At 54.3% G+C, this 12275-nt stretch carries 10 protein-coding genes; 2 read left to right on the top strand and 8 right to left on the bottom strand.

Features of this window, described 5'->3' with window-relative positions; all coding sequences use genetic code 11:
• Window positions 1-252: 252 nt before the first annotated feature.
• From FFS60_RS16330 to FFS60_RS16300, 6 genes are all read right to left on the bottom strand, one after another.
• Window positions 253-816: a recombinase family protein gene (locus tag FFS60_RS16330; protein WP_137822557.1), complete on the bottom strand. Its 564-nt coding sequence runs from the start codon at window positions 814-816 to the stop codon at window positions 253-255.
• 1780 nt (window positions 817-2596) lie between these two features.
• Window positions 2597-3472, bottom strand: coding sequence for a helix-turn-helix domain-containing protein (locus tag FFS60_RS16320; protein WP_256658100.1), 876 nt, complete (start codon window positions 3470-3472; stop codon window positions 2597-2599).
• 253 nt (window positions 3473-3725) lie between these two features.
• On the bottom strand, window positions 3726-5183 hold the full coding sequence (locus tag FFS60_RS16315) for a DUF6538 domain-containing protein (protein WP_137822555.1): 1458 nt from the start codon (window positions 5181-5183) through the stop codon (window positions 3726-3728).
• A gap of 242 nt (window positions 5184-5425) precedes the next feature.
• Complete coding sequence (locus tag FFS60_RS16310) at window positions 5426-6751, bottom strand: site-specific integrase (RefSeq protein WP_137822554.1); 1326 nt, start codon at window positions 6749-6751, stop codon at window positions 5426-5428.
• Window positions 6748-7005, bottom strand: coding sequence for an excisionase family protein (xisR, locus tag FFS60_RS16305; RefSeq protein ID WP_137822553.1), 258 nt, complete (start codon window positions 7003-7005; stop codon window positions 6748-6750). Before xisR ends, FFS60_RS16310 begins: the two co-directional genes overlap by 4 nt.
• A gap of 84 nt (window positions 7006-7089) precedes the next feature.
• On the bottom strand, window positions 7090-8190 hold the full coding sequence (locus FFS60_RS16300; protein ID WP_137822552.1) for a LexA family transcriptional regulator: 1101 nt from the start codon (window positions 8188-8190) through the stop codon (window positions 7090-7092).
• Between the two features lie 273 nt (window positions 8191-8463).
• On the opposite strand from FFS60_RS16300, the gene FFS60_RS16295 reads away from it, so the two are divergent.
• Both FFS60_RS16295 and FFS60_RS16290 read left to right on the top strand, forming a co-directional pair.
• Window positions 8464-9447 carry a hypothetical protein gene (locus FFS60_RS16295; protein ID WP_137822551.1) on the top strand — a complete coding sequence of 328 codons (984 nt, stop codon included), beginning with the start codon at window positions 8464-8466 and terminating at the stop codon, window positions 9445-9447.
• Window positions 9448-9822: 375 nt separating this feature from the next.
• The gene (locus FFS60_RS16290) at window positions 9823-10500 is read left to right on the top strand and encodes a DUF4116 domain-containing protein (RefSeq protein ID WP_137822550.1); all 678 of its coding nucleotides are present in this window, start codon (window positions 9823-9825) and stop codon (window positions 10498-10500) included.
• A gap of 107 nt (window positions 10501-10607) precedes the next feature.
• Here the strand turns inward: FFS60_RS16290 and FFS60_RS16285 are convergent, their stop codons facing one another.
• Both FFS60_RS16285 and FFS60_RS16280 read right to left on the bottom strand, forming a co-directional pair.
• Window positions 10608-11078: a hypothetical protein gene (locus FFS60_RS16285; RefSeq protein WP_137822549.1), complete on the bottom strand. Its 471-nt coding sequence runs from the start codon at window positions 11076-11078 to the stop codon at window positions 10608-10610.
• A gap of 225 nt (window positions 11079-11303) precedes the next feature.
• Window positions 11304-12149: an Arm DNA-binding domain-containing protein gene (locus FFS60_RS16280; RefSeq protein ID WP_171016532.1), complete on the bottom strand. Its 846-nt coding sequence runs from the start codon at window positions 12147-12149 to the stop codon at window positions 11304-11306.
• Window positions 12150-12275 lie beyond the last annotated feature (126 nt).

Below are 12275 nucleotides of genomic sequence, written 5' to 3'. Positions count from 1 at the left end.
GGTGGGGTGTTCTATAGGGCTGGCCAGAAAAATAAGCTCAGAGCGGGAGCTGCTTAACTGTGCGACCGGGTGGGCACTCTGAAGCCAAGCCTTCCATAAATAATAACGACTCTCATTTCTACTGATACCGCCCGTAAGCTCCTGTAAAGGGCCTAGAATGCGCGCAATGCAAAAGAGCTATATTGGTAGCCAGAAGCGAAGAAAACCCCGCTAAGTGGCTCTCTGCTCGATATACGCTGTATTAGCTATAGATCATGCATTCCAAAGACGTTTGACTGTGCTCAGGCTGATTCCAAGCTCAGTGACTACTGCACTCTGAGACATACCAGCAGCCTTTAGCTGTGCTACCTGCTCTGCACTAGCTACAGAAGGACGGCCAAGAGACTTCCCTTCAGACTTCGCACGTTGCAAACCTGCCTGTGTACGTTCGATCAGCAGATCACGTTCAAACTCAGCAACAGCCCCTAGCACTTGCATTGTCATCTTACCGGCTGCAGAAGTGAGGTCTACGCGACCCAGGGCAAGGCAATGCACCCGGATGCCACGATCAGCCAACAGCTCAACAGTGGCGCGTACATCCATCGCATTACGGCCAAGGCGGTCTAGCTTGGTCACAATCAGCACATCACCTGACTCCATCCTTTCTAGAAGTTTTTGGAAGCCCTTACGTTCACTGGCAGGAACAGAGCCGCTCACTGTCTCTTCGATTACACGTTGAGCTTGCACATCGAAGCCAGCAGCCTTCACTTCCATGATTTGGTTTTGGGTGTGCTGTTCGGCTGTAGAGCAACGTGCATAAAGGAAGGTGCGGGACATTTCAGAATCTCCAAGGGCTCAATAACGTAGTGTCATTATATGGATTGGTGTCATAAATGACAAGCCTAGTTTTTGATACCTGAATCACCCGCTTCGCTAGATGGTGTCATATACGGTCGTTTTTGACGCTAGTCGGGACAATGGCGTGCACTATGCTCAGATCGTTGTCGATCAGAGAGTCCGAGTCGTTGACCCGAGCGTCTGGAGGCGCGGTTATGAGCGAAAGGTCCATTACGCAGTTCTTTGCCGCCTTGGGTGCTCCACTTCGTATGGTGCGGCAATCTTGGGGGGCGGTGCGAGCTGATGGTGCAGTATTTCTCCGTGTGTGGCAGGACAGATGCGAGAAGCGCGACGGGATACGCTACGTCCAGTTAACCCACCTTGAGAAATACGGGGGTGACAGCAGCAACTTCGGGTACACCGAGAGGCGGAATCACGTTGATCTGATTCGAGAAGGTGCGCCGTGCTACTTGGTAATGTGCTTGGCCAAAGACCCAGAGTCCAGTCCACGAGATATTAAGTCGTTCAATGAGGATACGGTTTTTGTGGGTGGGGCATTGAGTCAGTTCGATGGGGATTGGTGGGTCGAACTCGCTGGCAAAGTTCCGGCTCATGAGCTGATGCAGAAGTCATGATGCATGTTATTACTTAATCAAGGTCACCTGCACATGAGTGCCATCAGACAGTTCTTCGAGTTTCTGATCAATTGTCACCTAATGCAGTCGATTGTGAGTCCATGCCTCGACGCACTCTGTCGGCTCTTCATCAGCAGAAATTCGTGTTGGGCAGGAGAGAAGAGCCTTTGCTTAGCAGGAGAGGCCAAGGGGCCAGCAAACACAAGGGTTACAGGCGTTCTGCACTTTGGTGTTGCTCGAACATGACCAACCAGTACGTCTGTGAATCATGGGTTTACAGGTAATTTCTGGCTATTTTTTGATCATATTGGTTTGGTATCTAATTCAGCCACGTGGTGCTAGTCAGAAGTACGGACCAGCGTCCGCAGGATGCTACCTCTGGCGATAACTACACCTCTGACAGCAGATTGCACGGGATAGCGGGAGCTATCGAGGGTACTACTTCCTCAGCTTCGCTGTGGTTGATTGTACGATGGGATATAGGAGGAGGAAAATAGATGATGAAAATCATCCTCCTCACAAAACAAAGACCAAACACTACCAATGGTCGACCATTGGTATAGATGTACACCTGATGCCTCGCATCAAGTATGGTTGCACGAAATCCGAAGGATTGAACTGATACACTCCTAGAGAAAGAAGGGGAATAAATTTATAATTTATTATTCCCCTAATCATCTATATGGTGTACTGCCATCAGCTATCGCTGATCCCGGGGTACGCAATCAATGCGAGAGCATTCAGGAATGACACCATTGCAAGCGCTAGCTTGAGGCTGATACTCGTTTGAATTGATCCAGTTATCATAGTAAGGGGAGACAAAATGATGAAATCATCTCCCTTATATTCTTTGGTGCAAATCTCCGATGCGAAGCATCAGGTGTAATCCTTACCAGAGGTCAACCTCTGGTACAGAGAATATTTCAGCGTGAGTAGTAGTGTTTTATTGGGCATGCTGTGTGTGTTTTTTTGCCCAAGCATTCTACGCTGAGGGTAACTCTGTAAGCTCCGCTTACCCGAAGAGCGGTTATGCTCAGAGCTTACGCTCTAACCACTGAGGTTCCCAGCTCCCCCGTAGGGGAAGTGGTCACTTCGCTATTAGATATATGCGGCCGAAATACTGATACACCTGATACGGCTTCGAGTTACGCTGCCATCAGTTCCTTGTCCCGCCAGCTTCGGACGGAGTTCACTGAGACGTTCAGTTCTCTTGCCGTTGCCCGGATTCCCACTCCCTGAGCCAGCAGTTCAAGTGCCTGTTGCTTGGCGGGGTGTTCCGGCCACACGGGAAGGACTACTACGTTGTCGTTGAACGCTTTGCCCAGCAGCTCGGCATTGTATTCGGCATCGTACTCGGCCTCGCTCCTGTATCGGGTCAGGGGGCGTAGATCGTGGTGCAGCTTGGCTAGTGCCTCCGGGCTTGGGGGTGGTAGATCGTCAACCCATTCGCAGGGCCTAGGTTCTGGTTCAATGCCCTCCATCTCGCTCCGAAGCGACTTGGGGCGGCAAGCCATCATTCGAGGGATGATCAATTCAATCGCCTTCACGTAACGCCGAGCGTGACGCTCACCAAGTTGCAGCAACTCCATCACCGTTACCACGGTCACGACAGCAAGGCTTTCCAAGATCACCGCTAGGTTACGCACCGACAGTGGCATGGACTTGCCGCCAAGACCAATGGGGCGATCATGCCAATCCAACCGTGCAATGCCCTCGATGACATCCAAGGCAAACACCGGGTAGCGCCCCCATTCGGTCGTGCAACCGATGAACGCATAAAACGGGTTCGCGATGCTCTTAGGCTTTCGTCCGCTGGGGCTTTTCGGTTCGCGAAGCTGTCGAGAGTTAGCTTTAGCCTTGTTCTCCTGTACGCGCTGGCCCAGCCAACGGTCGGCATTGGCTGCGATACGGTCATTCAGGGCCTGTAGCTCTGCCGGGGAGAGTAAGTCAGATGCGGGGGCGTGGTTGAATGGGGCGGGGCAGTGTTCGTATTCGTAGGGCAGATGCGGGGCGTAGGGCATTCGTGTTCCTCCTTGTTCAAGTTCAGTTCATAGGCAAGTCCTCTCGGTTTCTGCCGTGGTTCGGTTGGTAAATCGCAGGCAATAAAAAGCCCCCATGCAGCACACTGCGTTTCGGCAATGGTCGCGTCGGAGGTTTTGTGTCGGTGATAAGCCGTCAGGTCGCTGACAACGATGCGAATGTTACTGTGACTTTGGGGTTTCTGTCAATCCATCGTTTTGGCGTTGTCAAGACTCAATTGCCATTGCAAGCAGGCTACTGAGTGAAGTCAAAGGTGAAATCCAACAGTTCAATAACTTTGGATTTTTGCTCCATACTTGGCCCGGCAGAGTAGATGTCCAGAGTGATCAAGCCTGTCTCATGACCGAATAAGGCGGGCATGGTGGCAATGTCTCCGCCTGCTTGGTGACACTCGGTAATGGCGGTTTTTCGCACGGAGTGAAACACAAACTCCCTGTTGAACCCGGCGGCTGTTTTGAGCCTGCCGAACCGCTTGCCAACAGCGTCCAAGCGATTGCCGTATTTGTTCGAATGGTCTAATGGGCGGCCTTCCAGCAAAAAACCATCCTTAGACTTCTCCAAGAGTTGCAATACCAATGGCACAACTCGGCTATGTAACGGAACCTCGCGAATGCCAGCTTTTGTCTTGGCGTCTGCAATTGCAAAGCTGATAGGGGTGTTGCCTTCAAAGGTTATAGAGTCGCGATCGATTCTGCCTAGCTCTTCAAGTCGGCAACCAGTGTATGCCCCCAACGCAATTAGGTTTGCTAAATTCCGGTCACCAGCAGTTCGTGCATTGGCGTGTAAGGCTTCCACTTGCTCGCGACCAAACGCTTTGTAGCTAATGGATTCTCCCTTGACGATTGGTAGGTCATGCTCTGCAAATGGATTGGGAGTGCCCTTGTATGTCTCACGCCATGAGGCGCTATACTTGCAAGCCCACTTCCAGAAGCTATTGCAGGCCCAAATATGTTGCTTCTTGGTCTTTGCAGATAGAGGAGTTCCTTTGGCGTCTGTGAGTTGGTCGAGGTATTTGACTACGGTGTCAAAGTCTAGTGCTGAACCTGTCTTTCCAAGGAAGTCGCTAAACATTTCGATTTTGCGAATTAGCACGTCCGTGGTTTTTGGAGTTTTTCCCTGTTTTTCGTAGTAGGCTCTGAAATCTTGAAGCAAGTTTTTTGTGATGGGGGAACGGGGTTTGTACGTTCCAGAGAGAATGTCTGTTGCTTCTTGTGCTTCGACCCCGGTCTTATCACTTTCCATTATGAAGTTCAGTAGTTGAGCCCTAGAGCTTTCTACAAACCTAATAACGCCCTGAGCGTCTCCGGCGTCAGTTAAGGCTTCCAGATCAGCTAAGTCGCTAGCTGGAAGCATGGCAGCGCCTTCAATCTGCGAATAATTCACAGGCTTTACTTTTAGGGCGGCGAGTGTGCCGCGCTGTGCAATCTCATCGAAGAGTTTGGCAAGGTGCTGCGTCTTATGAAGAGCAGCGTCCTTGTCTTCTTGCGATAATGTGTCGTCTTCACGTGCAGATTGAAATTCAGCCTTCCACTGGACGAGGTATGGCAAACGTAGGCGTAGTGCCTCGGCTCTGTTCGATGTGCCCAGAGACTTTGAGAGAATCCGTCTATTACCAAAGGCTGGTTGCACGTCCTTAGGCACTGCGAGGCGGACATGGTAAATACCGCCTTGCCGTTCCAGATTGTCTGCCATCGATCTACCTTCTTAGGATCAGTTGTACGTAGCGATTGTACGTAAAATTACCGTGAAGGCCAGAGGATTAGAGGGTTGTTGGGTTTTATGGGGGTGTTTCTAGAATCCCTATCTTCCCGCCATACAAAAAAGCCCTGGAAGCTACGGTTTCCGGGGCTTTTGCTTTTCTGGGCCAGAGCGGGGACGGTGTTTGGGGCAAAACTGCTGGCGATTTGGGGCAAAAATACCGTCGCTCCACACCGCTATACACCGTCCCAGTCCTCCCCAAACCCCATCTGCGACGAGACCTGACTGGCCATGCGCTTGGTGTCGTCCGGGATCAGCTTGGCGTAGTGCTTCTTGATCATGGTGGTGTCGGCATGGCCCAGGTGCTTGGCCAGCCACTCCAGCGTTACGTGGCTCGACAGCGCCTGACTGGCAAAGGTATGGCGGCATTGGTTGATCCCCCGATGCGCCACCTTGGCCTTGACCAGATGCTGCTTGAACCACTCGTCGAGTTCGTCCGCATCCCACTCCTGCCCCGTGCGCCAGTCCCGGAACAGGAGAGTCACCTGTTCAGGCTCCGTGCTCAGATTATCCCGCTGCACGACCTCAATCGGGCTAATCGGTACGGCTGCCGTGTCCTCCATGATGCTTCTGATCAGCTTGGCGGCAGGCGCAATCAGCTCGATCTCCCGTTCACGGTGCTCTTCCTTGGGGATCCGGTAAATGCCGTCCACGAAGGCCCGGCGGACGCGTAGGCGGTTGTGCGTCAGGTCGACATCCTCGCGGGCCAGCCCGAGCAATTCAGAGCGGGACAGCCCTGTCCAGCAGTTGAACACCACTACGCGTGCCTCGCGATGGCGTTTGGAGTCTGCCGTCAGGAGACGCGTGATTTCCTCGCGGGTGAAGGGGAACGCCTGGCTTTTGTACTTCACCTTGTGATTCTTGATCTTGTCCACCCGGTTGATCTCGATCAACTCGTTGGCTTCGGCATCGCCCCAGACGCCGCGTACCACTGTGAAGATGTCGTTCACCGTTTTCGGCGACAGGCCTTTTTTACCGTTCGCGGGCTTCACTAGCTGATTACGAAAGAGCTTCAGCTCTTGCAGGGAGATGTCCTGAATCAGGCGATCCCCGAAGCGGCGCACGACGTGGCGGGCCTTGCAGGCATAGTTGGTGTAGGTGGTCGAGGCCTTGTCGGTCTTGGCCACTTCCAGCCAGAGCCTGACGCCCTCCCTTACGGTCAGCCCCGGGGTGGTGTCAGGGCTGATCGCCGGTTCAGCGGCAGGCGCCAGGCTGGTGGTGGCGGGCGCGAGAGGTTGGCCGGGCGTGAGCGTCTCGCCCTGGGTAACCTCGGGCCGTTTGACCCTGAACCGGAGAGAGTCGGGAAAGCGCTTCGCGTAGTCAAAGGCGCCCCGTTTGATCTCTTCGAGCACAATCTCGCGGATGCTCTTGGCATAGGCGATGGTCTTCTCGTTCACGGGCATGTCGCGCAGTGGCTCGCGGCAGCGCTTGCCATCGAGCATGAAGGCGATGCGCACCACTTGGCCGTGGATCTCTACTCCGCGTGGACATTCAAGTGTCATAGCGCCCCCATCATCCATTTCTCGATGGCATCGCGGTTGTACACGATGCGATTGGCCGGATCGCGATCCCAGTGTTTGCCCAGGCACCACTGATTGGTTGTGCGGTACTTGCGGGCCGCCTCCGGCGAGATACCGAAGATCGGGAAGAGCAGTTCCTGCCTGACCCATTTCGCCGGTTGAATCACGAACAGCGTCCTGGTCTTGCCCACGGAATGACCGTTGCTATCGGCCAATGGGGCCAGGGGTTCTTGCATAGTGCCACTCCTTTTAGTGATTACAAATATATAAATAGCAACGGCTATGTTTGCAGGCGAAAACAAACCTTATGCGACTCTTACTCAGTTGCGCTTGGTGCGGTCGACGAAGCTCCAGGTCACCACACCGACGATCTGCATGTCTTCGGTCAGACGTCTTACGCGGTCGGGATACGACGGATTGAGAATGGTGAGGTACCGGCCCTCCACGCCGTCGGTAAGGCGCGCGAAGGCCGGGTTTCTCTGGGCATCGATGGCCACTACATCCAGATTGTTTTCAGGTTTGACTTGGGGGTCGACCAGGATCAGCTCGTGCGTCCGATACTCGGGCGCCATCGAGTCGCCCGGCACGCGAAGGTAGAACGACTCTGGGCTGTGCGCGAACTGGCAGGGGTACCAGGCTTCGGCCAGAAGGCTGGTATGGGCCAGTAGCGGGTTTTGCAGCAGTTTGTCCATCCAGTTGAGGACAGGCAGCTTGCGAGCCACCGGGGGCGGCGCTACTGGCAGTGTCCCCTCGGCGGAGGTTTCGACTGGCGGGGCGCACTTGGCATTGGCGAGTTGCTTGTGAAAGTCCATTTGTGCGGCCTCTGCTGAGGAGGTGACATGGAAATCTTTTCGGACTTGCCGACCGATAGCCAGGCGGTCATCCGTTCCATACAACAACCATTGCGGCGTCACGCGTAACGCCTCTGCCAATTGGACGATTTTCCTCGTCGCTTGATTCCTTCCGCGTTCCAAGTTGGCCACGGTGGCTTGCGAGATTCCAGCCTTGGTGGCGAGTTGCCCTTGCGTCAGCTGATGGCGTTCACGGGCATACACCAGACGTTGTGCGAGGGTCTTCAACTGAGGCGCCGCTATGTCTGGAGAGGGCAACGCCGGCATGGGGGCATGCTCATCCATGGTTGGGGCCGAAAACATGACAGCCTCTGTATAGGTGTCCGACGCTTGTGGCTCCGACGCCAACTCAGGGGGCAGCACTCCGCCTTCGTCCAACCACCGGCCTGAGACATTCAGCACCTCGGCTAGCCTGTGCATGTAGCGTGAGCTCTTGCTGCGTCCGCCTTCCAGGGTGGCAATGCTGGACTGACCGATACCAATACGCGTGGCCAAGTCTGCTTGAGTCAGCCGGCGAAGCTTGCGTGCAAATGCGACGCGCTTGCCCAGCGTATCCAGGTCTTGGTTCATCGGTGCGCCTCCTTGATGGGTAAGCCGATACTAATCAGGAAAAATGTGATTGTCAATATTTGTCGTTGACAATGCTATTTTAATCGCTAATATGATTTTACGGATAGCAAAGGCTGTTGGTGTGTGCGGCATGTGCTGCACATGGGCAGGAGGAGTGATCAGCATGAAAAACCGGGGAGGTGGGCATTGGTGTCCGTCGAGGGGGCGAGAGCAAGGCAGCGGTCATGTGGCTCGCTGTGACAATGGCCTTGGGTTGCAGGGGAGGTGCGGCAAATGACGGCTGCTCGCCCCCACAAGCACCTGCGGATGATGAAAAAACGGTATCGGGGCTTTTCGGAGCTAACCGAGCAACTGGTTAGGAGGCGCGGTGTTGGCGGCACGCCCAGTTGGCCTGATTGGTGCTTTCTTCCGTTTGGCGGGTGGCACACTTTGATGGGAAATTACCTCGGGGATAGCTCTATCGCCGACCTGCGTGTCGCCTACTTCTATGAGGCGGCAATGGTGGCGGCAATCGGTACCTGGCAATACAGCCAAGGCATCTACCGATTTGACCCGACGCTGTTGAGCGCGCTCAAGCACAGCAGGCTAGAAGGGGATTTGCCCGCAGACGCCTTGCTCCACTTGCCCGAGTGGTGCATTTACATCGAGACGCCAGGTTGGTCGTGGATGGGCGAGCCGTTGTTTGGCTTTTGGGCGCACTTGGAATGGGACATCAACACCGGGGGCACCGAGCTCAGGTTCCTGCTCGATGGTAAGTCGCACTTGGTGCCGCATGCCCTCCCGTTGGGGGCTTGGTCACTCAAGACGGCGGTTGGGACGCTCAAGGAAGTGGTTCACCTGCGTCTGTCAGAATTCGATGTCGGGTCTGAGACGATTGCGATTACAGAGCAATTGATGCCACTCGTTTCGCTCCTGCTGTACTTGTGCTCCGAAGAGCCGGAGATTGACGAGATGCGACAGCCGGGATGCCACTCTTCGCGAGCAAATCCTCGCCCCCGTCCCCATGGGCGCCGCTTCTTTGTTCCCGATCAACCGCGACAATGGGTGGTAGGTCGCAATGTCGGTGAAGCATTGCGAGCGTCCGCTAATGTCTGCCCCATTGCCGAAGGATGTCCCAGGCGCACTGTGACAACCCATTTGCGTCGGGGGCACTGGCATGGCTTCTGGACGGGGCCACGCACCGGGGAACGAAAGTTTGTCTATCGCTGGATCCCACCATTGGTTGTGGAGGGACGAAAAGTACCTGAAGCGGCTTAGTTCCGCCTGTGGTGTGCACGCAAGTGCCGCTCGCCGCAGAAACGCAGCCCATGGCTCAAGGATTCGCATCGCCCGCGCCTGTCGCTCGAGGTGATGTCCGGGCCTTGGTTCGGTGCTGCGACTGCCTTGATGTGCAGGCGCATATCAAGGTAACGACTTTCTACTTGCAATAAGCGATTGGCAGGCCTCTCTCTGTCAATTTTTATGATTAGCGTAATAGCTGTTGCTATTGGTATTCGAGTGAAAACTACTGCACCAAAGGAGGCCAACATGCGGATCAGAATCGCCAACTAAGGGGGGAATGACCGGGGGTGAACGCGCTGCCGGTGACGGTTGTTAAGGTTTTAAGCCATTTCCATTAAGAGGTGTAAGCACATGAATCAGTTGACTGATATGCACAACTACGAAACCGAAGAGGGATTTACCCTGGCGGATATCTACTCCTTGATGTTTCGCTCATTGTACCCGTTGGCCTTCAGCAAGCGCGGAGAGAGTGATGCTTGCAAAAACTTCAAGCAGCACGCGACGCAGCTCCAGCGATTCCGCGTGGACTGCGATCTTGGCAATGTCGCAGTTACGCTGCGTCAGCCCGACGAAGGGGAGCACTGGACGGTGCCGGTGGCGGAGGGTTTCATTGAGTACTTGTCTCAACGGACGACGTTGAGGTGCGAGGAGTATGGGATCGATGTTGCAGACATCATCTTGCCTGTCATCGCTCAGGCTGTTGATCACGAGCCATTTTTGATTCGGTTCGTGCCAGAGAAAATTCTATCTCGGGAATGGCTGCTGATGATGGTGGGCCCCGTGCCTGGCATTGTTAAGTACATTGACGTAGCGGATGAGCTGATGCGGGAGTTGATTGAAGCCTACCCTATGGCAATTATTCATTTATATAACGGAAAATGTACCAAGGAGCTTGCATTGGTTGCTCTGCGTAAAGAACCTATGGTGTTGATATATTTACCTGAGGAGTTTCAATTGGATGCCTGTAAACAGGTGTGTGAAGAGCTGCGGCGTGAGAATTACCGATTGAAGAAACAGTTGGCAGCGTGATCCAGAAGAAGTTGGCTAACCGCCATTGGGTAGTTTAAGGCTCAATGGCGGTGACTTTGAGTATGTGGCGAGCGAGTATCCATGCGGCTGGTTGAGCCCTGCTAGGTTCAGCGCTTTTTAAGATATTCGGTGAATGGTTGCACCTCCGTCCGGTCAAGATTGTCGCCGATAATCAAGTTGTCCGCGCGGGCAGGGAGCGAGCCGATGAAGAGTTCGTGCATACCGTCAAGCGTGTTGATTCCTTTGAAGCCGAGATACCCCCATCTTCCAGTGCTCTTGACACGCTTATCGTCGAGACACGGCTTGAACTGAGCCCGGTACCTCCCGTACAACCTGTAATCCAGCGCTTTCGCTTGGCACCCCTTTTCCTCGTACTCCTCGTCGCGGCACTCAGTTGTTGGGTTAATGAACCCAAGCAGATGGCACGATGACTTGAATAGCCGGGGCGTCAGGGCGTTGGCATCACCCCGGACTTTGGTGAAATACGAGGTATTGAGATCAAAGCTGCGCTCGTTTTCTGGTGTGCCGGGAGCGACGTGGTAATGACAGCAGTGTTTAAGTTTGTCGTCAGCGTTCATGCTAGCGGCCGGGCGTTCGCTGCACGCAAATGGCAGTGCAGATAACAGGATCTTGGGCTCTTCTGCGATGCCCAGCGCGGGGAGGAGGGTGGTGATGAGAAGGTCGATGTGCGTAGTGAGTCCGTTCTGTGAGTCTTGACTCAATCATACTGGAAAGTTGGCATGGCAAACAAAAGCCCCTGGGAGGGGCTTATTCAAACAACTGTCGATGTGATTGTGCTCCGCTTATATGTCAAGCTTGCTGACTAAGCGTGCCCTTAGGTAATTCGGGAACTCAGCCGCAGATACCTTCAGCCCCATCGCGGCCCGCAGTTCGGCTTCAATGGCTTCTGATGTATGCGTCGGAAAAATACGTTGATATGCATTGCAGCCGCGATGGTAATACCTTCGTATACTCGGAAAGTGCTTGGCGATCAAGCCTGCATAGAAGCTCGATACATTTAGACGCTCGCCCAGATCGCGCTTCCTGCCTCGGAGGTTATCAGTGCTAAAAGATTCTCCAGCTTTTCTAACAGCTTCGATAAAACCAGTTCTGCCCAATATTTTGTAGGCTTCAATCAAGAAATCTCTCATGGTTGGTTTTTCTTGTAGTTGTTGTGTCTCACTACATAATTCATATGTCGGAGAGGAGTCAGTGGCAGTTTCCAGGCACTTGCTATCCAACCATTTGGCCACGTCCGCGCGCACGGACATATCTTGGTGAAGGTTAGAGGGGGAGGGCTGGCCCGCCGGGTTGACCTCGAGCAAATCGAAGTGCGCCGCACGAGGTGAGTCCGGGAAGAAACTGCGATAGCAGAAGGTACCGGCCTGGATGGCTTGGAGCACTTGGGCGCGCAAGTGGCCGGCGCGCGCTTGGGCCGCCGCATCGGTGCTGCGCTCGACCACTTCGCGGCAGCGTTGGCCCTGGAAGGTGAACGAAATACGCAGGCTGCGGCCATGAATCTCGACGCCGGCCAGCAGGGTGCGCGGTAGCGTCGTGACATCTGTGAGCAGACGTGGAGCCGTCCCGGTGTCAGTGGTTGTGGCCTGGGTCGAACGCGCGCGAGGGTCGGTCAGGGTTGCCTGATGCACGCCTTGAGTTGATTGTACTGGTCTAATTCTCGTGGACACCTCGATAGGGGATGATCATCCCCAACGAGGACCCAGAAAGACATGACATCACGTACCCGTAGAAGCTTTGACACCGCCTTCAAGTTG

The organism is Pseudomonas sp. D(2018), from assembly GCF_005502555.1.
Taxonomy (GTDB): Bacteria; Pseudomonadota; Gammaproteobacteria; order Pseudomonadales; family Pseudomonadaceae; genus Metapseudomonas; species Metapseudomonas resinovorans.
Note: the sequence above shows the minus strand (reverse complement) of the source record. Positions and strands in the feature narration are given on the sequence as shown.